At 66.0% G+C, this 22,000-nt stretch carries 27 protein-coding genes and 2 tRNA genes; 21 read left to right on the top strand and 8 right to left on the bottom strand.

The annotated features are described in order from the left end of the window. The first annotated feature begins 36 nt into the window (after nt 1-36). The 6 genes from JSE7799_RS02395 (at nt 37) to JSE7799_RS02370 (ending at nt 6,326) form a co-directional block, all read left to right on the top strand. Nucleotides 37-1,506, top strand: coding sequence for a UDP-N-acetylmuramoyl-L-alanyl-D-glutamate--2,6-diaminopimelate ligase (locus tag JSE7799_RS02395; RefSeq protein ID WP_055662180.1), 1,470 nt, complete (start codon nt 37-39; stop codon nt 1,504-1,506). Then, the gene (locus tag JSE7799_RS02390; protein ID WP_055662179.1) at nt 1,503-2,897 is read left to right on the top strand and encodes a UDP-N-acetylmuramoyl-tripeptide--D-alanyl-D-alanine ligase; all 1,395 of its coding nucleotides are present in this window, start codon (nt 1,503-1,505) and stop codon (nt 2,895-2,897) included. The genes JSE7799_RS02395 and JSE7799_RS02390 overlap by 4 nt, the downstream gene beginning before the upstream one ends. Nucleotides 2,898-2,902: 5 nt before the next feature. Further along, nucleotides 2,903-3,991: a phospho-N-acetylmuramoyl-pentapeptide-transferase gene (gene mraY, locus JSE7799_RS02385; protein WP_055662178.1), complete on the top strand. Its 1,089-nt coding sequence runs from the start codon at nt 2,903-2,905 to the stop codon at nt 3,989-3,991. An 11-nt stretch (nt 3,992-4,002) separates the two neighbouring features. Then, complete coding sequence (locus tag JSE7799_RS02380; protein ID WP_222101689.1) at nt 4,003-4,398, top strand: ACT domain-containing protein; 396 nt, start codon at nt 4,003-4,005, stop codon at nt 4,396-4,398. Between the two features lie 226 nt (nt 4,399-4,624). Then, the gene (gene murD, locus JSE7799_RS02375) at nt 4,625-6,010 is read left to right on the top strand and encodes a UDP-N-acetylmuramoyl-L-alanine--D-glutamate ligase (protein WP_055662176.1); all 1,386 of its coding nucleotides are present in this window, start codon (nt 4,625-4,627) and stop codon (nt 6,008-6,010) included. A gap of 43 nt (nt 6,011-6,053) precedes the next feature. Beyond that, a complete protein-coding gene (locus JSE7799_RS02370) occupies nt 6,054-6,326 on the top strand; it encodes a hypothetical protein (protein WP_055662175.1) in 273 nt (90 codons plus the stop codon). 304 nt (nt 6,327-6,630) lie between these two features. On the opposite strand, the gene JSE7799_RS02365 is transcribed toward JSE7799_RS02370, so the two are convergent. The 3 genes from JSE7799_RS02365 to JSE7799_RS02355 form a co-directional block, all read right to left on the bottom strand. Next, the gene (locus tag JSE7799_RS02365) at nt 6,631-7,350 is read right to left on the bottom strand and encodes a DUF502 domain-containing protein (protein WP_055662174.1); all 720 of its coding nucleotides are present in this window, start codon (nt 7,348-7,350) and stop codon (nt 6,631-6,633) included. Between the two features lie 170 nt (nt 7,351-7,520). Beyond that, a complete protein-coding gene (locus JSE7799_RS02360) occupies nt 7,521-8,387 on the bottom strand; it encodes a PfkB family carbohydrate kinase (RefSeq protein ID WP_055662173.1) in 867 nt (288 codons plus the stop codon). Between the two features lie 275 nt (nt 8,388-8,662). Then, entirely contained in the window at nt 8,663-9,358 is a 696-nt protein-coding gene (locus tag JSE7799_RS02355; RefSeq protein ID WP_055662172.1) for a M48 family metallopeptidase, read from the bottom strand. 135 nt (nt 9,359-9,493) lie between these two features. On the opposite strand from JSE7799_RS02355, the gene JSE7799_RS20815 reads away from it, so the two are divergent. After that, entirely contained in the window at nt 9,494-9,640 is a 147-nt protein-coding gene (locus JSE7799_RS20815) for a hypothetical protein (RefSeq protein ID WP_186201814.1), read from the top strand. A 48-nt stretch (nt 9,641-9,688) separates the two neighbouring features. Then, nucleotides 9,689-10,198, top strand: coding sequence for a DUF421 domain-containing protein (locus JSE7799_RS02350; protein ID WP_055662171.1), 510 nt, complete (start codon nt 9,689-9,691; stop codon nt 10,196-10,198). Between the two features lie 2 nt (nt 10,199-10,200). On the opposite strand, the gene JSE7799_RS02345 is transcribed toward JSE7799_RS02350, so the two are convergent. From JSE7799_RS02345 to JSE7799_RS02335, 4 genes are all read right to left on the bottom strand, one after another. Next, a complete protein-coding gene (locus tag JSE7799_RS02345; protein WP_055662170.1) occupies nt 10,201-11,382 on the bottom strand; it encodes a vWA domain-containing protein in 1,182 nt (393 codons plus the stop codon). Continuing rightward, nucleotides 11,383-11,544, bottom strand: coding sequence for a hypothetical protein (locus JSE7799_RS20810; protein WP_186201813.1), 162 nt, complete (start codon nt 11,542-11,544; stop codon nt 11,383-11,385). A gap of 9 nt (nt 11,545-11,553) precedes the next feature. Beyond that, the gene (locus JSE7799_RS02340; RefSeq protein WP_222101688.1) at nt 11,554-12,891 is read right to left on the bottom strand and encodes a DUF2927 domain-containing protein; all 1,338 of its coding nucleotides are present in this window, start codon (nt 12,889-12,891) and stop codon (nt 11,554-11,556) included. 90 nt (nt 12,892-12,981) lie between these two features. Then, nucleotides 12,982-13,824, bottom strand: coding sequence for an AAA family ATPase (locus JSE7799_RS02335; RefSeq protein ID WP_055662168.1), 843 nt, complete (start codon nt 13,822-13,824; stop codon nt 12,982-12,984). A gap of 180 nt (nt 13,825-14,004) precedes the next feature. Between JSE7799_RS02335 and dksA the strand changes: the two genes are divergently transcribed. Both dksA and JSE7799_RS02325 read left to right on the top strand, forming a co-directional pair. Continuing rightward, nucleotides 14,005-14,427, top strand: a complete 423-nt coding sequence (gene dksA / locus JSE7799_RS02330; protein ID WP_055662167.1) for an RNA polymerase-binding protein DksA — start codon at nt 14,005-14,007, stop codon at nt 14,425-14,427. Next, complete coding sequence (locus tag JSE7799_RS02325; protein ID WP_055662166.1) at nt 14,414-15,517, top strand: FAD-dependent monooxygenase; 1,104 nt, start codon at nt 14,414-14,416, stop codon at nt 15,515-15,517. The genes dksA and JSE7799_RS02325 overlap by 14 nt, the downstream gene beginning before the upstream one ends. 49 nt (nt 15,518-15,566) lie before the next feature. Here the strand turns inward: JSE7799_RS02325 and JSE7799_RS02320 are convergent. After that, nucleotides 15,567-15,641: transfer RNA gene (locus JSE7799_RS02320), tRNA-Thr, on the bottom strand. A 123-nt stretch (nt 15,642-15,764) separates the two neighbouring features. Between JSE7799_RS02320 and JSE7799_RS20805 the strand changes: the two genes are divergently transcribed. From JSE7799_RS20805 to JSE7799_RS20270, 11 genes are all read left to right on the top strand, one after another. Beyond that, entirely contained in the window at nt 15,765-15,914 is a 150-nt protein-coding gene (locus JSE7799_RS20805) for a hypothetical protein (protein ID WP_186201812.1), read from the top strand. Continuing rightward, the gene (locus JSE7799_RS02315; RefSeq protein WP_055662165.1) at nt 15,911-16,375 is read left to right on the top strand and encodes a DUF2948 family protein; all 465 of its coding nucleotides are present in this window, start codon (nt 15,911-15,913) and stop codon (nt 16,373-16,375) included. Before JSE7799_RS20805 ends, JSE7799_RS02315 begins: the two co-directional genes overlap by 4 nt. 107 nt (nt 16,376-16,482) lie before the next feature. Next, a complete protein-coding gene (hisD, locus tag JSE7799_RS02310; protein WP_055662164.1) occupies nt 16,483-17,784 on the top strand; it encodes a histidinol dehydrogenase in 1,302 nt (433 codons plus the stop codon). Nucleotides 17,785-17,823: 39 nt separating this feature from the next. Then, nucleotides 17,824-18,294 carry a UPF0262 family protein gene (locus tag JSE7799_RS02305; protein ID WP_055662163.1) on the top strand — a complete coding sequence of 157 codons (471 nt, stop codon included), beginning with the start codon at nt 17,824-17,826 and terminating at the stop codon, nt 18,292-18,294. Further along, on the top strand, nt 18,281-18,730 hold the full coding sequence (locus tag JSE7799_RS02300) for an arsenate-mycothiol transferase ArsC (RefSeq protein ID WP_055662162.1): 450 nt from the start codon (nt 18,281-18,283) through the stop codon (nt 18,728-18,730). The genes JSE7799_RS02305 and JSE7799_RS02300 overlap by 14 nt, the downstream gene beginning before the upstream one ends. Nucleotides 18,731-18,872: 142 nt before the next feature. Then, entirely contained in the window at nt 18,873-19,091 is a 219-nt protein-coding gene (infA, locus tag JSE7799_RS02295; protein WP_011455993.1) for a translation initiation factor IF-1, read from the top strand. Beyond that, nucleotides 19,078-19,680 (top strand): Maf family protein, encoded by a 603-nt coding sequence (locus JSE7799_RS02290; protein WP_370736635.1) that lies wholly within the window; start codon nt 19,078-19,080, stop codon nt 19,678-19,680. Before infA ends, JSE7799_RS02290 begins: the two co-directional genes overlap by 14 nt. Then, a complete protein-coding gene (locus JSE7799_RS02285) occupies nt 19,677-20,681 on the top strand; it encodes a ribonuclease E/G (protein WP_055662193.1) in 1,005 nt (334 codons plus the stop codon). The genes JSE7799_RS02290 and JSE7799_RS02285 overlap by 4 nt, the downstream gene beginning before the upstream one ends. Continuing rightward, a complete protein-coding gene (locus JSE7799_RS02280) occupies nt 20,678-20,881 on the top strand; it encodes a DNA gyrase inhibitor YacG (RefSeq protein WP_055662160.1) in 204 nt (67 codons plus the stop codon). Before JSE7799_RS02285 ends, JSE7799_RS02280 begins: the two co-directional genes overlap by 4 nt. 198 nt (nt 20,882-21,079) lie before the next feature. After that, a tRNA-Phe gene (locus tag JSE7799_RS02275) sits at nt 21,080-21,154 on the top strand. Nucleotides 21,155-21,880: 726 nt separating this feature from the next. Next, nucleotides 21,881-22,000, top strand: a 120-nt coding sequence (locus JSE7799_RS20270; protein ID WP_144431518.1) for a helix-turn-helix domain-containing protein, incomplete at its 3' end; no start/stop codon positions are given.

Here is a 22,000-nt window from a genome sequence, read left to right as displayed (position 1 = left end):
GGCCTGTGCGGCACAGACCGGTCGGAGGACAGCGCGATGCAGAAAACACTCGGCGAGCTGGGCCTGACGGGCCCCGTGGCGCAGGATCACGCGGATCTCGGCGTCACCGGGCTGGCCGTCGACAACCGGCATGTGCGGCCCGGCGATCTGTTTGCCGCGCTACCCGGCAGTAAGGCCCACGGCGCCCGCTTCGCTCCCGACGCCGTGGCGCGCGGGGCGGCTGCGGTCCTGACCGATCGCGCGGGGGCCACCATGCTCGACGCGGTCGCGGCTCCCGTCATCGTGGCCGAGGATCCGCGCGCCGCGCTCGCCTTCGCCGCCGCGCTCTTCGCGGGTGCGCAGCCCGAGGTGGTCGTCGCCGTCACCGGCACCAACGGCAAGACCTCCGTGGCCAGCTTCACGCGCCAGATCTGGGACCGGCTGGGGCTTCAGGCGGTCAATATCGGCACAACCGGAGTCGAGGGCGCCTTCCATGCCCCCGCCGCCCACACCACGCCCGAGCCGATCACGCTCCACCGCCTGCTGGCGGAGATGGCCTCCTTCGGCATCACCCATGCCGCGATGGAGGCGTCGTCCCACGGGCTCGACCAGCGGCGGCTGGAGGCGGTGCGGCTTGCCGCGGCCGGGTTCACCAACCTGACGCAGGACCACCTCGATTATCACGGCACGATGGAAGCCTATTTCGAAGCCAAGGCAGGGCTGTTTCACCGGCTGCTGCCCGGGGACGGTGTGGCGGTCATCAACCTCGACGATCCGCGGGGGCCCGACCTTGCCGCCGCCTGCGAGGCGCGGGGCCAGGAGGTCATCGGCATCGGCGCGAACGAGGCGGCGCGCATCCGCCTGACCGGACAGCGCTTCGATGCGACGGGGCAGGAGGTTCTGTTCCGTTGGCAAGGCCGCGCCCGATCCGCGCGCCTCGGGCTGATCGGCGGGTTCCAGGCCGCGAATGCGCTGCTGGCCGCCGGTCTCGTGATCGGTGCGGGCGAGGAGGCGGAGGCGACGTTTTCCGCGCTGCCGACGCTGATAGGGGTTCGAGGACGCATGGAATTGGCCGCCACGCGCGAGAATGGCGCGGCGGTATTCGTGGACTACGCCCACACGCCCGACGCGGTCGCCACCGCGCTGCGCGCGCTTCGCCCGCACGTGATGGGCCGGATCGTGGCACTGATCGGTGCGGGCGGCGATCGCGATCGTGGGAAGCGTCCGTTGATGGGCCGGGCCGCCACCGAGAATGCCGAGGTGGTGATCGTCACCGACGACAACCCCCGCTCCGAGGATCCTGCGGCCATTCGCGCCGCCGTGATGGAAGGCGCGCCAAATGCGGTCGAGATCGGCGACCGGGCCGAGGCCATCCTGCGCGGTGCCGGCATGCTGGAGCCGGGCGACGCGCTCCTCGTCATGGGCAAGGGGCACGAGAGCGGCCAGATCGTCGGCGACATGGTCCTGCCCTTCGACGATGCGGAGCAGGCGTCGCTTTCCGTCGCCGCATTGGAGGGGCGGGAATGACTTTGTGGACGGCATCGGACGCGGCGGCGGCGACCGGGGGGCGCGCTCATGGCGTTTGGACGACCGGCCCGCTCGCCATCGACAGTCGCGCGATCCGGGGCGGCGAGATGTTCGTCGCCCTCAAGGCCGCCCGCGACGGCCATGACTTCGTGCGCGCCGCGCTGGATGCCGGTGCTGCTGCCGCGCTCGTCTCCCACGTGCCGGAGGGCTGCGCGGATGCTCCGCTTCTGGTCGTGAACGATGTTCAGGCCGCGCTGGAAGCGCTGGGTCGTGCGGGCCGGGCCCGGACGCAGGCGCGGGTCGTCGCCGTTACCGGAAGCGTCGGCAAGACCTCCACGAAAGACATGCTGCGGCACTGCCTGTCGCGGCAAGGTCGGACGCATGCCGCGATCAAGTCCTACAACAACCACTGGGGTGTGCCGCTGACGCTGGCGAATTGTCCGCCCGACGCGGACTTTGCCGTGATCGAGATTGGCATGAACCACCCTGGAGAGATTGCCCCCCTCACCCGTCAGGCGCGGCCGCAGGTTGCGGTGGTGACAAATGTCGCGCCTGTCCATCTGGAGGCCTTCGACGATGGGCTGTCCGGCATCGCGCGCGAGAAGGCCGCGATTTTCGAGGGTCTGACGCCGGATGGATGCGCGATCTGGAACGCCGATCTGGAAGTTGTCGACATCCTCGCCGGGGCCGTACCCGAGGGGCGAACGCGGATCTCCTTCGGGCGAGCCGAGGCGGCCGATTGGCGCCTGATCGATGCGCGGTCCGGTCCCGATGGCACGGCCTGCGCCGCCGAAACGCCGCTGGGTTCGATCATGTACCGGGTCGGGGCGCCAGGTGCGCATTTCGCCGTCAATGCGCTCGCCGTCCTCGCCGCGACGCACGCGCTTGGCGCGGATGTGGCAGAGGCTGCGCTGGCGCTGGCCGACTGGACCCCGCCGGAGGGGCGCGGGCGCCGCCATGCCGTGCGTCTGCACCCCGATCGCCCGGCTCTCGACCTGATCGACGACGCTTACAACGCGAACCCGGCATCCGTCGGCGCCGCGCTCGACCTGCTGGCTGCGGCGGAGGTGCCAGTCCGCGCGCGCCGAGTCGCCGTGCTGGGGGACATGCGGGAACTTGGTCCCACCGGCCCGGATCTGCACGCGGCACTGGCCAACCATCCCGCGATGGCGGGCGTCGACGTCGTGCATACGGTCGGGCCTCTGATGCAACACCTGCATGACGCGCTGCCGCCGGACCGGCGAGGCCATCATGCCCCGGACGCCGAAGCAATGGCGGCCGCGCTGCGGGACGCGGTCGCGCCCGGCGATGCGGTTCTCGTCAAAGGGTCGCTGTCGATGCGCATGGGCGTGCTGGTCGACGGGCTGCGGGCGCAGGGCGATAAAGGATAAACGCGATGTTCTACTGGCTTTCCACCTTTTCCGACCCCGCTGCGGGCGGCCTGCTCAATTTGTTCACCTACATCACCGTGCGCGCGGGGGGCGCATTCCTGACGGCGCTCCTTTTCGGGTTCCTGTTCGGCCCGCCGCTGATCGACCTGCTGCGCCGACGGCAGGGCAGGGGGCAGCCGATCCGCACCGACGGTCCCGAGACGCATTTCGTCAAGGCCGGCACCCCCACCATGGGCGGCGTGTTGATCCTCGGGGCGGTGACGGTCGCGACGCTGCTGTTCGGGCGGCTCGACAACCCGTATGTCTGGCTTGTCCTGATGGTGACGATTTCCTTCGGGGCGATCGGGTTCGTGGATGATTACGCCAAGGTCTCGGCCGGCAACCACAAGGGCGTGCCCGGCCGGGTGCGCCTTGCGGTGGGTTTCGTCATCGCGCTGGTCGCGGGGGTTGTCGCGCTCGTCACCCATCCCGAACCGCTTTCCGCGCAGCTGGCCTTCCCGTTTCTCAAGGATGTTCTGCTGAACCTCGGCTGGTTCTACGTGCCTTTCGCGATGCTCGTCATCGTGGGGTCGGCCAATGCGGTGAACCTGACCGATGGCCTCGATGGGCTGGCCATCATGCCGGTGATGATCGCCGCAGGAGCGTTGGGCGTCATTGCCTATGCGGTGGGGCGCGTGGATTTCACCAACTACCTTGACGTCCATTACGTGCCGGGAACCGGCGAGATGTTGATCTTCGCCGCGGGCCTGATCGGAGGGGGCCTCGGGTTCTTGTGGTACAATGCACCGCCGGCGGCGGTGTTCATGGGCGATACCGGGTCGCTCGCGCTGGGCGGGGCGTTGGGAACGATCGCGGTCATTACCAAGCACGAGCTTGTCTGGGCGATCATCGGCGGCCTGTTCGTGGTCGAGGCGCTGTCCGTCATCGTCCAGGTCCTCTACTTCAAATCCACCGGAAAACGTGTCTTCCTGATGGCCCCGATCCACCACCATTTCGAAAAGAAGGGTTGGGCCGAGCCGCAGGTCGTCATCCGGTTCTGGATCATAGCCCTGATCCTCGCGTCGATCGGGCTGGCGACGTTGAAGGTGCGGTGATGGAGGAACCTATGGCGGATACCACAGCAATGATCGCGAACATGTCGCCGCGCAGGATCGAGGGGACGTTCGTTTTCGCGACGTCCGAGGATCCGGACCTGCGGGAGGCGGCGATCGCCACCATGCGTGAGACGGAGGGCATGTCGCTGATCCTGCCGCTTTCGGCGGCGCGGGCGGCGGGGCTCGATGCTTCGGCGCCGTTGGCTTGGATCGCGCTCGACGTTCACTCTGCCCTTGACGGCGTCGGGCTGACGGCGGCCGTGGCCGATACGCTGGCGGGTGGCGGCATCGCCTGCAACATTGTGGCGGGGCACCATCACGACCATATTTTCGTCCCGGAGAGAGATGCGGAGCGCGCGGTGGAGCTGCTGCGTATACGTGCGGCGGAGGAGGCGCCGGATGCCTGATGCCGTGTTGTCGGCGGCTCTCTGCGGGCCCGGTTTCTGAGATGATGATTGGTTGCGCTTTCGACGTGCGCATCGCACGTCCCCGTCCGGTCCCTGTGGATCGGGGGGGACGAGCGACGAGCCCGGTGATATGCCCGGCCCCTGCCTTGCATGATGGTGCGTCATCCGTGGGCGTTTCGAGTGTGTTTTGGATGCACCTGATCGATGGCGAATCCGGAGCGTCCCAATGATCCCCGTTCGGGGCTTTGTCGGCGACACCGTCGCCGTCCTCGGCCTCGGCCGCTCCGGGCTGACGGCGGCGCGTGCGTTGCGGGCCGGGGGGGCGGAGGTCGTCGCTTGGGACGACGGCGCCAAGGGGCGTGAGGCGGCCGAGGCGGAGGGCTTTGCGCTTCGCGATCTGACGCGAGCGGGGGCGTTCGATGGCATAGCCTGCCTCGTCACCTCCCCCGGGATTCCGCATCTTTATCCGGCGCCGCATCCCGCCATTCGCGCGGCATGGGATGCGGGGGTGGCCGTGGACAACGATATCGGCCTGTTCTTCCGCTCACTGGGTCATGAGGGGGAAGCGCCGCGCGTCGTCGCGATCACCGGGTCGAACGGCAAATCGACGACTGCGGCGCTGCTGCATCACGTGCTGATCCGTGCGCATAAGCGTGCGCATCTGGCAGGCAATATCGGGCGCGGGGTCCTCGACCTCGACCCGCTGGGCGAAGCGGATATCGTGGTGCTGGAGTTATCCAGCTACCAGACCGACCTTGCCCGTTCGCTGACGCCCGATATCGGCGTGTTTACCAATCTCTCCTCCGACCATCTGGATCGCCACGCCGGCCATGGCGGTTATTTCGCGGCCAAGCGCCGGCTTTTTGCCGAGGGGGGACCGGAGCGGGCAGTGATCGGCGTGGACGAGGACGAGGGCCGCTACCTCGCCAATCAGCTCTCCGAGGCGACCGGGGATCCGCGCGTGATCCGGGTGGCGACAGGACGGATCGAAGCACCGGGCTGGCAGGTCACGGTGCGCAAGGGTTGGCTGGCGGAGACGCGGATGGGCCGGCAGGTAGCCTCGGTCGATCTGCGCGATGTGCCCGGCCTGCCGGGACGGCACAACCATCAGAACGCCTGCTGCGCCTGGGGTGCGGCGCGCGCGCTGGGCCTCGGGCCGCGCGACATCGAGGCGGGGTTACGCTCCTACCCCGGTTTGCCCCACCGGTCGCAGCGGATTGCGGAGCGCGGCGGGGTGGTCTTCGTCAACGACTCGAAGGCGACGAATGTGGACGCCGCGGCGCAGGCATTGCAGGCTTTCAAGGACATCCGCTGGATCTGTGGCGGCTTGATGAAGGAGGGCGGGCTCGACGCCCTGCGCCCGCATCTCGGGCGTGTGGCCAAGGCCTATGTGATCGGGCGTGAGGCGGAGGGGTTCGCGCTGGCGCTTGGGCCGGGGATCGAGGCGGAAGTCTGCACCGATATGGCGACCGCGGTCGCGCGCGCCGCCGCCGAGGCCCGTCCGGGTGAAACCGTTCTGCTCGCCCCCGCGGCGGCCAGCTTTGACCAATACGACAGCTTCGAAGCACGGGGGCAGGACTTCGCCGAGAGGGTGGCTGCGCTGGACGACTGATCTGCGCGGCGTATCTTGTCGCTTAGCAAGAAAGGAGAAAATCATGCCGCTGTCCACTATCCAGACCGAAGACGAGGTCTTCATCCGCGACGGCGAGACCGGTGTCGGTGCGGTGCGCATGGTCCGGCCCGACACGCTTGTCGTTCATTTCGAGGGCTACGGCGAAGTCGAGATAGGACCCGATCAGATCGCTTCGGCCCATGACGGTAAGGTGATGGTCAAGCCGGACACGCTGCCCGGGGACCTTCAGGCGCGTCTCGACCACATTCACGACGGCGAGTTTCGGAACCCTTCGGATCAGGGCGGAGCGGCCTGAGCCGCATTCGGCAACGCGTCTTGGATTATGCTGAACACGCCGTTCCGCGCGCGAGCGGCGGGTCAAGGTTCAAGAGCGTTGCCGACTGATCCCCCCTGAACGTCATACTCTATAACCGTCGAGTGGCAGCAAATGGCGTCGCTGCCGGTCGACGCTGTAGGGGTGAGTACACGCTGGACGTCTATGCCGCTGAGCGACGTGGATGTCTGGCGTCCCCATTTCGATGCGGACGGACAGAGTTCTGTCTTGGAAGGATCAACCCGGTAGCTCTTGGTCCTCGATCAGCCTGCGCCGCCGCCAAGACCTATTGCGCCGCCGTGTCGAGGTCGGGAATGACCGGCGTGCCGTCCGCCTTCCTGGCTCCCGGATATACCAGACCTGCCGAGATCACGAGCTTCGCCGCGTCCTCGACGGTCATGTCGAGATAGATCACGTCCGATTCCGGCACGAACAAGAGAAATCCCGAAGTCGGGTTCGGCGTGGTCGGCAGGAAAATCGACATCATCGGCACCTCGGCGCGGGCTTGGATTTCGCCCTTTGCGTTGGTCGATACGAACCCGATCGCCCAGATGCCCTGTCGCGGATATTCCACGAGGCAGGCGCGCTCGAAGCTTGACTGGTCCTGTGCGAGGATAGTTTCCGCGATCTGCTTGAGCCCGCTGTAGACGGAGCGCACGATGGGCATGGTCTGCACGAGGTTCTCGGCGTAGCGCAGGATCGACCGGCCGATGAGCCCCTTGGCGACCCATCCCACGAGCAGCGTGAAGATCAGAAAGAACGCCACTCCGATGCCGCGGATGTCGAGGTCGAGGCCGAACTGGTCCAGAAGCCAGATATCCGGCCGGTAGCGGAACGGCACGAAGGGAAGAACCCAGCCGTCGATCCAGCCGATGACGGACCAGATAAGCCAGAACGTCAGACCGATCGGCGCGATCACGATGAGCCCGGTCAGGAAGTTGTTTCTGAGCCGCCCGATGAAGCCGGGACGCTGCGGTCGCGGAAGCTGATCGTCGCCAAGTTGCATTGCGGGCGGTCCATGCGGGGAGGTTCGACCCGACATAGGACGCTGGATTGATGGGAACAAGGCGCAGTCCGGGATGGGCATGCGGGCGCAATGTGCCTGAAGAGGTTCCGGAGAACAGGTCCGCGCGGATGAGCTACGTTGCTTACTGGATTACGCTCGCATGCACGTGGTCAGTAGGTGTCGCCGGACACATAGGTTGCGGCCGCTTCGCAGGCGCGTTCGAGCGCGGCGTCCGAACTCGCACCGCTCGCTTCGGCGGCGATATGGGCGGCCATGAACGTGTCGCCCGCGCCGGTCACGCGCGTGACCATAACGCGGCGTGGGTGTCGTGTGACGGTGCCTCCGGGGCCTGCGCAAGCGGCGAGGCGCGGGCCATCGGTAACGATCGCACGATAGAGGCCACGCGCGCGCATCGCCTCGGCGGCGGTGATTGCGTTGGCTTGTGGTGCATGCAGCAGCAGCCCTGCCTCCTCAAGATTGACGTAGAGCGTGGCGGCCGCATGCGACAGGAACGGGATCAACCGCTCCGCCTTGCCGGGGGAGGCGGGCGCCACGCGCAGATCGGTGCGGGCGAAGGCGGGATCGGTCGCGATCCGGGCCAGCAGGTCCAGCGTCAGGTTCCCGTCCAAGGCAATCGGCCCGGACCAGTCCGGCATGTCCGCGAGGGGTGACAGGATCTTGTCGCCCGCCGCTTCCAGCGAATGGGCGTCGGCAATGGCGGCGATCAGTCCGTTCGCACCTTCGACGGCCATGTAGACATCGGTACGCAGGTCATCCGAGCGGTAGAGGGTGTCGGTCAACAATCCGAGCCGCGCGCAGGCGGCCACGAGGGCATCGCCCTCCGCATCGCGGCCCACGACCGACAGGAGCGTGGGCGTCATCCCGTAGGCTCGCGCCGCCATCGCGATGTTGAGGGCCACGCCGCCCGGGATGCGGGTGATGCGGCCGGGCACGTCGGAGCCGCGCTCCATATAGGCGTTCGAGCGGCCGATCACGTCCCACAGGACGGCGCCGATGCAGAGAAGGTCTGGCGTCATGGAATGCAGAGGTGCCCGACCTGCGGCGCGGCGGCAAGGGTGTCCGGTGTCGGCGTGGAAAATCTGGAGCGGGCCGGGGCGTTAATCGTTTTTCAACGATTGCGGCGCAAAGAGGGCCGCGCGGGATAGGCTGCAAGGTCCATGCCCGCGCAAGGAGACGCCCCCGAGTTTCCTGCCGGCGCCCCCGCCCGGACCCTCTATCGGGTCGTGACGGGGGCGTCGGCCTACGAAGCCTTCAAAGCGACATCTGAAAGTTTATTGATCCGATCCTGATGTCAGGACTGTGCGGACAGCCCCCACTTGGCCTCGTTCGCCTCGATCGCGGCGATGCGCTCGTCGGTCTTCGGGTGGCTCATCAGCCATGCGGGCATGCCATGTCCGCCCGTGCCAGTCAGATGCGACAGCTTTTCGAACATGCTCTTCTGCGGTTGCGTACCAATCCCGGCCTTGACCAGAAGCGCACTGGCATAGGTGTCGGCCTCGTACTCGTCCTGCCGCGACAATCTTGCGGCGACGAGCGAGGCGAGCGCGTTGGCGATCCACGGACCCACGCCGGGAATGATGCGGCCCAAGACGCCCGCCAAGGCCACCCGGATCGCGTTCTGTCCCGAGAAGTCGATCAGCCGCCGGCGTGCGTGGCCGAGTGCGACGTGGCCGAGCTCGTGAGCAACGACGCTCGCCATCTCGTCGGCGGTGACCTCGCCGGTCTCGAACTTGCGCAGGAAACCGCGCGTCAGGAAGATGCGGCCATCGGGTGCGGCAAGGCCATTGACCGGGTCGACCTCATGCACGTGCACGCGAATGCGCTCCACTTCCAGTACCTGCGCCATCCGCGCAAAAACCGGTTCAAGCCGGGGATCGGCGAGAGGGGTGGAGGACTCATCCATCTGGCGCTTCAGCCGCCAAGCGGAAAAGACCCACATGACGAGTCCGTAGCCGATGGCCAGGAGAAGGGCCGGAAATTTGATCATGCGGATAATGTGGGGATCGCGCCGCCCCGCGTCCAGTTGGATCGAAGGTCAAAATAAAGTGCGGCGGCGCGGGAACCTCGCGGTCGCTGCGGCGTCCAATAGAAGATGAGGCTGCTTTTTCCGACGGAGGTCCGGATGTTTACATGGCTCCATGGGCTGTTCCGCAAGGCGGCCGCGTCGCAACGGACGAACGCCGAGATGCGTTTGCGCCTCGCCTTGCGGGAGACGAACCTGCGCTATCTCCTTCTCTCCGCGTCATCGGATCGCTCCGCGCCGCGTTAACCGGGGAACCGCAGCGTCGCGCATGCGTAAGATGGCATGCCTGACTGGATGACAATTCTTCTCGACGCCGTGATTCTGCTGCCGGCGCTGATGCTTTTCGTGCGCATCGCCGGCCTTCGCAGTTTCGCCAAGATGTCGGCGCACGATTTTGCCGTAACGGTCGCGACCGGTTCGGTCGTGGCGTCGACCGTTGTGAACCCGTCGACGCCTTGGTCAATGGGCCTTCTGGCGTTGGCTGCGCTCCTCGCCGTGCAGACGGCGATCGGCGCGTTTCGCGTGCGCGTGAAGCGGGCGCAGCATTGGACCGATAACGAGCCGTTGGTCCTGATGCGCGACGGGCTGGTGCGGGAGGAAGCGTTAGTCGAGGCGCGCATGACGCGCGACGATCTGCGCCAGAAGCTGCGCGGAGCGGGTGTGACGCGCATGGCGGATGCCGCCTTGGTGGTTCTGGAGACGACGGGTGATGTCAGCGTCCTTACCGAGCCTCCGGAGGACACGCTTGTGGCCGAACTACGCGGGATCGGTGCGCCGCCGCCCGGCCCGACGGGCAGCCTCTAGCGTCAGGTCAGCAGCTTCATCCCCTCGGTCAAACCGGCCAGCGTCATCGGCACCATGCGCTCCTCGAAGATTTCGCGGATCATGCGGGTCGAATGGGTGTAGTCCCACTGCTCCCGGGGCACCGGATTGATCCAGACGTTCATCGGCCATTGTGCACGGGCCCGCTCCAGCCAGACATGACCGGCTTCGGCATTCCAATGCTCGTTGGCGCCGCCGGGATGCGTGATCTCGTAGGGTGACATCGCGGCATCGCCGACGAAGATGCAGCGGTAGTCGGGGCCGTAGGTGTTGAGCACCTCCGACGTCGAAGTGACCGCCTCCCAGCGACGGCGATTGTCGCGCCAGACGCCCTCGTAGAGACAATTGTGGAAGTAAAAATGCTCCAGCGTCCGGAATTCGGTGCGGGCGGCCGAGAACAGCTCCTCCACCACGCGCACATGCGGGTCCATGGAGCCGCCGACATCGAGAAAGAGCAGGACCTTGCTGGCCAGCCGCCGTTCGGGCCGCGTGATGACGTCGAGATAGCCGTTCCGGGCGGTTGAGCGGATGGTGTCGTCGAGGTCCAACTCGTCTGCCGCGCCCTCGCGAGCCCAGGCGCGCAGGCGTTTGAGCGCGACCTTGATGTTGCGGGTGCCGAGTTCGACCTCGTCGCCGTAATCGCGGAACTCTCGCTTGTCCCAGACCTTGACGGCGCGCCGGTTGCGGCTTTCGTCCTGACCGATGCGGATGCCTTCGGGATTGTAACCGTAGGCGCCGAAGGGAGAGGTGCCGGCGGTGCCGATCCACTTGCTGCCGCCTTGGTGACGGCCCTGTTGCTCGCGCAGCCGCTCGCGGAGCGTCTCCATCAGCTTATCGAAGCCACCAAGTGCCGAAAGCCCGGCCTTTTCCTCATCGCTGAGGAGTTTTTCGGCCTGCTTTTCCAGCCAGTCGGGCGGAAGATCCATCGCCTTGAGAACCTGCTCGGGCGTGACGGCATCCAGCCCGTCGAAGGCGGCGGCGAAGGCGCGGTCGAAACGGTCGATATGACGTTCATCCTTCACCAGCGCGGCGCGGGCGAGGTAGTAGAACGCCTCAACATCGTGGGTGACCAGATCGGCGGAGAGGGCCTCGAGGAAGGTGAGATGTTCGCGCAGGGAGACGGGAATGCCGGCTTCGCGCAGCTGCTCGAAGAAGCGCAGAAACATCTAGAGCCGGGCGATGAGGACCGACAGGAAAAGCCCGATCAGCCCGCCAATGATCGCCCAGACCACGGCCCACTGGGCAATGTCGAACCCGTTCCCCTTGCGGCGACGGGCGGTGAATGCGCCAAGGATGGCGCCGAGCGTGGCGAGGACGATAGGCAACATGAGGGCCGTCTACGCGTCCAGACGCAGCCCCGCAACCTCGGCGGCGCGCAGGGTCACGAAGCGGTCGCCCCAAGCGTGGCGGCCCCAGGACAGCGCCTCGCGCCGGAGGCCCGCGGCCTCGTCCTCCGCACCCTGCAGGTGCGCAGCTCGCGCCCGCAGCATCAGCAGCGTCGACAACCGCGCCGCATTCTGCGCGCCCCTGGCCGTCGGGATCGCGCTGTCGAGGAGAGCAATGGCTTCATCCACCTCACCTGAGCCGAGCACGAGGACGGCGAGATGGACGGTAACCTGCGCCGATTGCAGCGCTCCGGTGCCATGGAGGTTGCGGTAGATTCTGGCCGCGTCGAGGAACGAGGTGACGGCGATCCGGGCATTCTCCTCGTCCGGTCCGGTCATCGCCGCACGACCGAAGGCCAGAAGTGACATTGCCAGCCGATCGTCTTGCCACCCTTCGGCACGGGCGATGCGGACGGCCTCCCGAGCGCTGGTGCGGCGGACGGCCGCTGCCTGGCGAAGAGCGAGCGCTTTGCCGATCGCCATGTTCCAGCCCATTGGGGATTCGGCGACCGGACGCGTATCGGCACGATGACCCCGCGGGTTGATCTCATCGAGGATGGCCGGAAGAGGTGCGGCGACTTCGGCACGAGTCACGCCAGAGTGCAGGTCCCGATGGTAAATTGCGCGCAGGACGAGCATGTCGAAATCGGTCAGGACGGAATGAACGTTGTCGTCGTTGAAGACCGAGTTCGGGAGCCGATAGAGGTCGTTGAGGGGGCCGAGCGCCTGCGCCAGCTCTTCGTGCAGGCAATCGCGCAGCTCCTGCGGGCTGACATCGGCGGGCAGAAAGATGCTGGCCCGGTTGCGGGTCTCCAGCGTGGTCCAATCCGTATCCGCGCCGGGCCGCCGCAGGTAATCGCGCCAACCCGCCACACGCGGCACGGCGAAACAGGCGGCACCGCAAGCATGACGCTGCAACGTCGTGCGGGGCAGCGCGCATATGGTGATTGAGCCCATTTCGCCAAGCCGGGTGCGGCGCACATCGATCCCGGCCTCGCGGCGCAGGCGGTCGAGCAGGTCGGCCAGATCGGAGGCAAGCGTTTGCGGGGGAGGGGCGCCCACCGACTCGACTGAAACCGGAATGGGTCCTTCGAACCGGGTCAGAATTGGCAGCTTTGGACCCGTCTCGAGCTGAAAGGTCAGCGCCAGAATATCGCGTGCAAGCTGTCCATTGGGGTAGACGGGTTCTCGCAAACGGGGTGGACCGTCGAAGCGGCGCATTGGCAGAAGGTCGACGGCCATGGCGGCGGGCGTGGCACGCGCGACATCGGGGCCGCTGCTGGGCGCCACGTCCGCGGGCGTGCATGCAATCAGCGCGGCAAGGATGAGCGAGGCGAAGAGCCTGCCCATCACTTGACGCGTCAGCGGTTGGCGGATTTCCTATCTCCCCCTGCTGCGCGCCATGAAGGCCAAGCGTTCGAACAGCGCCACATCCTGCTCGTTCTTCAGCAGCGCACCGTGCAGCCGGGGCAGGGTCGTGCGGGGGTCGGCCTTGAGGTCTTCGGCGGTCAGATCCTCCGCCAGAAGAAGTTTCAGCCAGTCGAGCATCTCCGACGTGGACGGCTTCTTCTTGAGGCCCTGCTGATCGCGGACGGCGAAGAATTGCGTCAGCGCGGTCGCGAGCAGGGTCTGCTTGATGTCGGGGAAGTGGACTTCGACGATCGCCTTCAGCGTGTCCATGTCCGGGAAGCGGATATAGTGAAAGAAGCACCGCCGCAGGAACGCGTCGGGCAGCTCCTTCTCGTTGTTGGAGGTGATGATGACGATGGGCCGGTGCCTGGCGCGCACGGTCTCGCCGGTCTCGTAGACGTGGAACTCCATCCGGTCGAGTTCCTGCAGCAAGTCGTTGGGGAATTCGATATCGGCTTTGTCGATCTCGTCGATCAGAAGGACGACGCGCTCCTCCGCCTCGAAGGCCTGCCAAAGCTTGCCCCGACGGATGTAGTTGGAGATGTCGTGGACACGCTCGTCGCCAAGTTGGCTGTCGCGAAGGCGCGAGACGGCATCGTATTCGTAAAGACCCTGCTGCGCGCGGGTGGTGGACTTCACCGCCCATTCGAGCATCGGAACACCGAGTGCGGCGGCGACCTGGCGGGCCAGTTCGGTCTTGCCGGTGCCCGGCTCGCCCTTGACCAGTAGTGGCCGCTGAAGCGCGATGGCGGCATTCACCGCCACGTTCAGGTCGCCGGTCGCCACGTAGTCTTTCGTTCCCTCGAACCGCATCGCTTCGTCCCATCCGCGTGTGTTTCGCACCGATTAACAGGCGGATGACACTTCGCCAACATAGGGGTCGCAGGGCGTGACAACTCGCCGGACGTAATGTAAGCGCGCCGCCAGAGACCGGCGTAGGGCGGCTCCGCAGACACCGTCCTGCCTGCAACCTGCCGGTATAAGGGAGCCCCGATGAAAGCCGAGACCTTTCTTCCGAACGATTACACCCCAGCCGAGGACGAGCCCTTCATGAACGACCGGCAGGTGGAGTATTTCCGCCGCAAGCTGCTGGCCTGGAAGGCCGAGCTTGTCGACGAGACGGAGCGCACGATCGAGGGGCTGCAGGGGGCGGCGCGCAACATTCCCGACATCACCGACCGCGCCAGCGAGGAGACCGACCGTGCGCTGGAGCTGCGGACACGGGATCGGCAGCGCAAGCTGATCTCCAAGATCGACGCCGCGCTCCGGCGGATCGAGGAGGGGGAATACGGCTATTGCGAGAAGACGGGCGACCCGATTTCGCTCAAGCGTCTCGACGCACGCCCGATCGCGACGATGACGGTCGAGGCGCAGGAAAAGCACGAACGTCGCGAGAAGGTCCATCGCGACGAGTGACGTCACCGTTCTGGGTGCGGGCATCGCCGGGCTTGCCTGTGCGATCGCCCTGCGCCTGCGGGGGCGTTCCGTCGAGGTGATCGAGCAGGCACCCGCGCTGACCGAGGTGGGTGCAGGGTTGCAGATCGCGCCGAATGGCGGGCGGGTGCTCGATGCGCTGGGGGTCGCGCCGCGCGCCTTGGCGTCGCGGGCCGTCCATCTGATCGACGGGTCGACGGGGCGAAACCTGATCCGCATGCCGCTGGGCGAAGGGTTCCGGTTGGTGCACCGGGCCGATCTGATCGATGCGCTCGCTGCCCGGGCGAGGGAGGTCGGCGTTGCGATCCGGCTGGGGCGTCGCGTGGCTGCGATCGGGGTCGATCACATTACGTTTGAGGATGGCGCTCTGCACCCGGTCAAGCGCCTGGTGGGTGCCGATGGCGTACGGGGGGTGGCGCGGGAGTATGTCGCTCCTGATCACGCATCCCGATATACCGGCCAAGTTGCCTGGCGGACCATTGTGCCGGTGGAAAACTGGCCGGCAGAGGCGCAGGTTCATGTGGGGGCGGGGCGACATCTTGTCCTTTACCCGCTGCGCGATGGATCGGCCCTGAATGTCGTCGCAGTCGAGGAGCGGTCGGATTGGGTTGTCGAGGGGTGGTCGACTGAGGACGACCCGGAGAATTTGCGTGCGGCTTTCGCACGCTTCGACGTGCCGATCCGGGAGATCCTGGCGCGGGTCGAGTGGGTGAACCTTTGGGGCCTGATGGACCATGGCGTTACGCCGCAATGGTCGCGCGGGGCGGTGACGCTGATCGGGGATGCGGCGCATCCGACGTTGCCGTTCCTCGCGCAAGGCGCGAATCTGGCGCTGGAGGATGCTTGGACGTTGGCCGCTTCCCTCGACGAACCCGCCAGATGGGAGGCCGTGCGTCGGCCCCGTGTGACGCGTGCGCTGCGGGCTGCGGCGAGTAATGCGCGAAACTATCACCTATCGGGGGTGTCGCGGGTTGTCGGGCATTCTGCGTTGCGTGCCATGAACCGGGTCGCGCCGGATGTGCCGCTCAGGGGGCTCCGCTGGCTCTACGATGCGGATGTGACGGGCGACTGAGGGGTTTCAGCTTTAAAAGGCTGCTGCCTGCGCCGATCGGTCGGGATTGTGGTGCTGCTGGAGAGAATTGAACTCTCGACCTCTCCCTTACCAAGGGAGTGCTCTACCTCTGAGCTACAGCAGCGTCCGGGGCGCCGATTAGACCGGATGGAACGGTCCCGCAACCCCCAGATTGCAGCGTTCGGGTGGACCGGGTGATCCGGTCCCGCTATGTGGACCAGCGGCAACGGGAAGAGGCCTGTCAACGATGGCGAAAGAGAAGACGCCGCCGCCCGCACGTGAGGATCGCCTCAAGGCGGCGCTGAAGGCGAACATGAGCCGACGCAAGGCGCAGAAGCGGGCGCGCGATGCCGATGCGTCCGACCGGGATGACGGGACGAAAGGGGACGAGGAATGAGCGACGACGCCAGTTTTGCAGACAGTGCGGGCGCGGGACCGTTACGCCTCTGGGCGACGGAGGCGGGCGACCTGCAGGTAATTTCCGCTCTGGTTCAGGATGCGGTGCTCCCTGCCTCGGAGATGCGCTGGTCCAAGGGGCGGCGGGAGGTGGCATTTCTGCTCAACCGCTTTCGCTGGGAAGGCCGCACCCGACCGCCGCAGCGGGTTCGTTCTGTCCTCACGGTAACGGAGGCGCGCGGCGTGCGCGGGCAGGGCGTGGTGCCGGGGGATGCGGAGACGGTTTTGTCGCTCCTCGCGCTTGAATGGCAGCCTGGCGCGGATGCCGAAGGTCAGTTGCGGTTGACCTTTGCCGGTGACGGTGTGGTGGAGATCGACTGCGAATGTCTGGACGTGACGTTGCGCGACGTCACTCAGCCTTACCTCGCGCCCTCGGGAAAGGTGCCGGACCATCCGGAGTGAGCTTGAGGCGCCGCGACCCGCAGGGTAGCCGACCTTGAGGCCGAACGATCGGCCTGCAGGAACCCGTTGCAACCATCGAAAGACGGCCCGCTGGGCCACAGAGGGCCATGCCGCAGTTTCTCGACGCCAAGGACGCCGATTTCGAGGACCGCTTCGCCGCGCTCCTGACGATGAAGCGGGAGGATGCGCCCGACGTCGACGAAGCCGTGGCCGCGATAATCGCGCGGGTTCGTGCAGAGGGGGATGCGGCGGTTCGCGATCTGACTGCGAGATTCGACCGGCTTCAGGTGGCGGAGGGCGGCTTGCGCATCCCGGATGCCGAAATCGACGAACATGCAGCCCGTGTGCCCGAGGCGGAGCGCGAGGCGCTGGAACTCGCCGCGTCGCGGATCCAAGCCTATCACGCGCGACAGATGCCGTCGGACGAATCCTGGACGGACGAGGCCGGTGCGACGTTGGGCTGGCGTTGGACGGCCGTTTCGGCGGCCGGGCTTTACGTGCCCGGCGGCCTTGCTTCCTATCCATCGAGCGTCCTGATGAACGCCGTTCCCGCGCAGGTCGCGGGTGTGGAGCGGTTGGTCATGTGCGTGCCGACGCCGGACGGGGTGGTGAACCCGCTAGTCATGCTGGCCGCGCGGATCGCGGGGGTTCACGAGGTGTATCGCATCGGCGGCGCGCAGGCGGTTGCGGCGATGGCCTACGGGACCGAGAGCATCGCACCGGTGGACCTGATCACCGGGCCGGGCAATGCCTATGTCGCCGCGGCCAAGCGACGTGTCTTTGGCCGGGTTGGCATAGACATGATCGCGGGGCCGTCCGAAATTTTGGTGATTGCGGATGCCGATAACGATCCCGATTGGATCGCGCTGGATCTGTTGAGCCAGGCAGAGCACGACGAGAGCGCGCAGTCGATCCTGATCACGGATGACGCGGCCTTCGGGCGCGCCGTCGCGGAGGCGGTGGAGGCCCGGCTGAAGACGCTGGCGCGACGGGCCATCGCGGGGGCGTCCTGGCGCGATTTCGGTGCGGTGATCGTGGTGCGCGATCTGGCCGAGGCCGCGAGCCTTTCGAATCGAATCGCGCCGGAGCATCTCGAACTGGCCGTGGCCGATCCGGACGCGCTTGCGGCCCGGATCACGCATGCGGGTGCGATCTTTCTGGGGGCCTGGACCCCCGAGGCGGTCGGCGACTATGTCGGCGGGCCGAACCACGTACTTCCGACGGCGCGGTCGGCGCGATTCTCGTCTGGCCTGTCGGTTCTCGATTTCCTCAAGCGGACGACGCTGGCCCGGATGACGCCGGAAAGCTTGCGCGCCGTGGGCCCGTCGGCGGTCGCGTTGGCCGGATCGGAATCGCTCGAGGCGCACGGGCTCAGCGTGCAGGCGCGACTGGACCGGCTCAACCGCTAGGCCATTGCCGAGCGCGCCGCATTGCGGCATCAACGGGACATGAACGCCCGCATTGCCCGTATCGACATCGACGCGCCCGACCTGCCCAAGCCCACTCCCGAGATCGAGCAGGAGCGGGCGGTGGCGATCTTCGACCTGCTGGAGGACAACCGCTTCGCGCCTCTGGCCGAGGGGGCACCGGACGGACCCTATTACCTGACTCTGGCGATTCGCGACGGTCGTCTGGTGTTCGAGGTCGCTACGGATGCTGGCCTGGCGGGGGCGTTTCACATGGCGCTCGGTCCCTTCCGGCAGGTCGTGAAGGATTATTGGCAGATTTGCGAAGCCTATTTCGACGCGGTGAAGAAGTTGCCGCCGAGCCAGATCGAGGCGATCGACATGGCCCGGCGCGGTATCCATAACGAGGGCGCCCGCATCCTAGTCGAGCGGCTCGAGGGCAAGGCGGAGGTGGATCATCCGACGGCGCGCCGGCTCTTCACCTTGATCTGCGTGCTCCATGCCGGCGGCTGAAGGCAAGCCGCAGGCGGTTCTGTTCTGCTGCGATCACAACGCCGTTCGATCCCCCATGGCGGAAGGCTTGATGAAAAAGCGTCATGGTCATTCGATCTACGTGCAATCCGCGGGAGTGATGAACGACCTCGAGATCGACGGGTTCGCGATCGCCGTCTGCGCCGAGATCGGGGTGGAGTTGTCGCGTCACCGAACTCGCAGCTTTGATGAAATGCGTGATCTGGGCGACGATCTGGAGCAGTTCGACCTGATCGTGGCGCTGACCGCCGCGTCGCGGCGTGTAGCCCGCGAATTGGCGCGTCATGCGCATGTCGAAGTTGAATACTGGCCGGTCATGGATCCGACCGGTGTGGGCGAGACGCGGGAGCAGAAGCTTCGCAGCTACCGCCAGACGCGCGAACAGATCGCGGAACGGCTGGAGCGGCGCTTCGGTTGAGCGGGCGCATCAAGCCTGCCGCCGGGGCGTGCGGGATCTGTTTGCCGCAGCCTCTCACCTTGACCCTTGAAGAATCCAGAAATCTGCACCATCTACCCGCATCCGCCGCCTCTTTTTTGGCGGCCTGACATCAGGAGAGACCATGGCCAAGGAAGAGATGCTCGAATTCCCCGGCGTCGTGAAGGAGCTCCTGCCGAACGCGACATTTCGGGTCGAACTCGAGAACGGCCATGAGATTATCGCGCATACGGCAGGCAAAATGCGCAAGAACCGGATCCGAGTCCTTGCCGGCGACAAGGTGCAGGTGGAGATGACCCCCTACGACCTGACCAAGGGACGTATCAACTATCGCTTCAAGTGACGTGCCTTTATCGGGCAGGCCGCGCCTGATCCTCGGGTCGGGTTCGCCGCGCAGGCTGGAATTGCTGGCACAGCTCGGTGTGGTGCCCGATGATGTGCGGCCCCCCGACATCGACGAGACGCCCCGGAAAGCGGAATCGCCGCGTGTTTACTGCGAGCGGATCGTGGTCGCGAAGCTTGCCGCCGTCACAGCAGAGGCGGAGGACGTGGTGTTGTGCGCCGATACGACCGTCGCGGTCGGGCGACGTATCTTGGGCAAGCCACAGGATGCACAGGAAGCTGCTGCATTCCTTCGGCTTCTCTCGGGGCGGCGGCACAGGGTTTTCACCGCAATCGGTGTGCGGCGGGCTGGGCAATCCTGGCGTCGCACCTCAGCGACGAGCGTGAAGATCAAGCGGCTGTCCGATGCGGAGATCGAGGGGTACCTCGCGACGCAGGATTGGCATGGCAAGGCCGGGGCCTACGCGATTCAGGGGCCGGCCGGTGCGTTCGTGACCTGGATCGAGGGGAGCTATACCGGCGTGATGGGACTTCCCGTGCATGAGACGGCGAACCTGCTGCAGGCGGCCGGATTGGAGATATGGCAATGAAGGGCGTGCAGGTAATTCTCGGCCGCCACGAAGGTCGAACGGCGGCGGCCCGGATGGTCGATGGGCGGCTCGATGATCTGCTGATAGATGCCGATGATGACCTGCCGGTCCCCGGCACGGTGTTCCGTGCGGTTTGCGACCGGCCCGCAAAGGGGCAGGGTGGCATGTTCGTCCGGTTGAGCGACGGGCTTACGGGCTGGCACCGCAACGCCAAGGGAATGGCTCCGGGGCAGGCACTTCTGGTGCAGGTGACGGGCCATGCTGAACCGGGCAAGGCTGTTCCTGTGACCGATCGTGTTCTCTTCAAGTCGCGCTTCTGCATTGTCACGCCCGATGCGCCGGGGTTGAATGTTGCGCGGTCGTTGACCGACGATGCGGAGCGGGATCGCTTGTTGGAGATCGCGCATGACGCCGTTCCGGAACGGGGGGCGCATGGGATCATCCTGCGGACCGCCTGCGACGGTGTGGAGGCAGATGTAATTGCCGAAGACGTCGCGGCGACGTGGGACTTGGCGATGCGGGTAATCGGAGACGAGGGAGACGGTCCGGAGCGGCTGGTCGATGGACCCGATGCCCAGACTCTTGCATGGCGCGACTGGGATGCGGATTCGGTTTCCGAGGATTGGGACCTCGTCGCCGATCAGGTGGACGCGCTGCGTTCGCCGGAGGTGTCGCTCGGGCAGGCCACCGCCTATGTCGAGCCGACGCGGGCCCTGGTGGCCGTGGATGTGAACACACCTGAGGGTGGAGCCGGTGGATTGAAGGCCAATCTTGCGCTGGCCAAGGCGCTGCCGCGGCAGCTTCGGCTACGTGGTCTGGGGGGGCAGATCGTGCTGGACCTTGCCCCCATGCCCAAGAAGGACCGCAAGACGTTGGAGGCCGCGCTTCGGGCCGCCTTTCGCGCCGATCCGGTCGAGACGTCGCTGATCGGCTGGACCCCGTTGGGCCATTTCGAGTTGACCCGCCGACGTGAACGCCGACACCTCGAGGACCTGCTGTGACCTGCCCGATCTGCGACCGCGAGACTGATCTGAAGTATCGCCCTTTCTGTTCGCGTCGATGCGCGGATATTGATTTGGGCAAGTGGTTGACCGGCAGCTATGCCGTACCTTCCGCCGATCCGGATGATGCCGACGAGGTCATCGATGCTTTAGAACGCCGCGCCTCCGAGGAGGATGAAGGCGGACCGACGCGTCATTGATTTTTTTCGGTGTCGCGCTTGTGCGCCTATTCGGGCGGGTTGTCGGAGCCGTCGGGCGCAGCCTCCGAGTCACCAACACTGCGGATGGCCACACCGGGTGACCAAACCTGCATTTGACGCGCAAAACGGTCTGGACAGTTCCGCATGCGCATCCTAGACGATCACCACCCCAGCGAAGCCGACGGCTTCGCGATACGTGCCCGGGTAGCTCAGGGGTAGAGCAGCGGATTGAAAATCCGCGTGTCGGTGGTTCGATTCCGCCCCCGGGCACCACTTATTTCGCGCAACACTTTGAAAAGTCTCAGCTAAACTGATTTTTAGCCAGAGGCGTAGAACATGGCGGAGTACATTTCAGCCCCCCCACACGTTTACGAAGGGCGGGGGCTCCTATTTTGTGCGGCGCGTTTCACTGGAATTGCAGAAGCACTATACGTCCGCAAAAATATCCTAGTCACTTCGGACGAAGTCGCGGACTGTAGCTTCTGCGCGCGCCATCCGTGCCGCTGGTCAGTTGGAAGAATACTGGTTTCACCTGAGGGCGAGAGATACTGACTTGCCGGGCAAGCATATGCTCCGCTTGAACGGGGGAGGGTTCTCACCGTCTGCGCAGGTCGGTTCAAACGATGTCAACTCTGCATCTCCAACACTATCGGAGGCAGTCGTGACTTACCTCCGCCTCAAGGGGAGCGGGAAGCCGGAGACGTTCCGACGTGCGGCGGAACGTTCCTGCGGTTACGCTATCGACGTGTGCGGGGATAAACCGCTGACGACGTATACTCGAAAAGATGCAAACGCCTTCCGTGATGCTTTGGTCGCCCGTGGCATGGCTGGTAGCAGCATCACCAAGCTCTTTGGGATGGGAGCGTTACGTAACCAACTTCTGAGAACGGCGGTGCAAAAGTCTGCCACGGTAGCGGCGGGATGAGCCTGCTGCGGGCGGCGTAAAAGTCGTCCACCTTTACCCTCTCTGGCGGCAGGGAGGGCGGGAGGATTTTCACCGTGGACTTGTATCGTAAGGTGCGATTGGCCTGTGCGGAGGGCATGAGCCAGCGGGCGGCGGCGCATCACTTCGGGATTTCGCGCGACAGCGTTCAGAAGATGTTGGCGTTCTCGATTCCT

The sequence above is a fragment of the Jannaschia seosinensis genome, from assembly GCF_001408515.1.
Classification (GTDB): domain Bacteria; phylum Pseudomonadota; class Alphaproteobacteria; order Rhodobacterales; family Rhodobacteraceae; genus Jannaschia; species Jannaschia seosinensis.
This window is presented reverse-complemented; position numbering and strand designations above follow the sequence as displayed.

Bases quoted from the DNA above. Each gene is read 5' to 3' on its own strand.
- murD (WP_055662176.1), top strand. From the start codon at position 4,625: ATGATCCCCGTTCGGGGCTTTGTCGGCGACACCGTCGCCGTCCTCGGC.
- dksA (WP_055662167.1), top strand. From the start codon at position 14,005: ATGAAAGCCGAGACCTTTCTTCCGAACGATTACACCCCAGCCGAGGAC.
- infA (WP_011455993.1), top strand. From the start codon at position 18,873: ATGGCCAAGGAAGAGATGCTCGAATTCCCCGGCGTCGTGAAGGAGCTC.
- JSE7799_RS02360 (WP_055662173.1), bottom strand. From the start codon at position 8,387: ATGACGCCAGACCTTCTCTGCATCGGCGCCGTCCTGTGGGACGTGATC.
- mraY (WP_055662178.1), top strand. From the start codon at position 2,903: ATGTTCTACTGGCTTTCCACCTTTTCCGACCCCGCTGCGGGCGGCCTG.
- JSE7799_RS02285 (WP_055662193.1), top strand. From the start codon at position 19,677: ATGAAGGGCGTGCAGGTAATTCTCGGCCGCCACGAAGGTCGAACGGCG.
- JSE7799_RS02300 (WP_055662162.1), top strand. From the start codon at position 18,281: ATGCCGGCGGCTGAAGGCAAGCCGCAGGCGGTTCTGTTCTGCTGCGAT.
- JSE7799_RS02365 (WP_055662174.1), bottom strand. From the start codon at position 7,350: ATGCAACTTGGCGACGATCAGCTTCCGCGACCGCAGCGTCCCGGCTTC.
- JSE7799_RS02380 (WP_222101689.1), top strand. From the start codon at position 4,003: ATGGCGGATACCACAGCAATGATCGCGAACATGTCGCCGCGCAGGATC.
- JSE7799_RS02350 (WP_055662171.1), top strand. From the start codon at position 9,689: ATGACAATTCTTCTCGACGCCGTGATTCTGCTGCCGGCGCTGATGCTT.
- JSE7799_RS02395 (WP_055662180.1), top strand. From the start codon at position 37: ATGCAGAAAACACTCGGCGAGCTGGGCCTGACGGGCCCCGTGGCGCAG.
- JSE7799_RS20810 (WP_186201813.1), bottom strand. From the start codon at position 11,544: ATGTTGCCTATCGTCCTCGCCACGCTCGGCGCCATCCTTGGCGCATTC.
- hisD (WP_055662164.1), top strand. From the start codon at position 16,483: ATGCCGCAGTTTCTCGACGCCAAGGACGCCGATTTCGAGGACCGCTTC.
- JSE7799_RS20815 (WP_186201814.1), top strand. From the start codon at position 9,494: ATGTTTACATGGCTCCATGGGCTGTTCCGCAAGGCGGCCGCGTCGCAA.
- JSE7799_RS02390 (WP_055662179.1), top strand. From the start codon at position 1,503: ATGACTTTGTGGACGGCATCGGACGCGGCGGCGGCGACCGGGGGGCGC.
- JSE7799_RS02370 (WP_055662175.1), top strand. From the start codon at position 6,054: ATGCCGCTGTCCACTATCCAGACCGAAGACGAGGTCTTCATCCGCGAC.
- JSE7799_RS02315 (WP_055662165.1), top strand. From the start codon at position 15,911: ATGAGCGACGACGCCAGTTTTGCAGACAGTGCGGGCGCGGGACCGTTA.
- JSE7799_RS02335 (WP_055662168.1), bottom strand. From the start codon at position 13,824: ATGCGGTTCGAGGGAACGAAAGACTACGTGGCGACCGGCGACCTGAAC.
- JSE7799_RS02305 (WP_055662163.1), top strand. From the start codon at position 17,824: ATGAACGCCCGCATTGCCCGTATCGACATCGACGCGCCCGACCTGCCC.
- JSE7799_RS20805 (WP_186201812.1), top strand. From the start codon at position 15,765: ATGGCGAAAGAGAAGACGCCGCCGCCCGCACGTGAGGATCGCCTCAAG.
- JSE7799_RS02355 (WP_055662172.1), bottom strand. From the start codon at position 9,358: ATGATCAAATTTCCGGCCCTTCTCCTGGCCATCGGCTACGGACTCGTC.
- JSE7799_RS02345 (WP_055662170.1), bottom strand. From the start codon at position 11,382: ATGTTTCTGCGCTTCTTCGAGCAGCTGCGCGAAGCCGGCATTCCCGTC.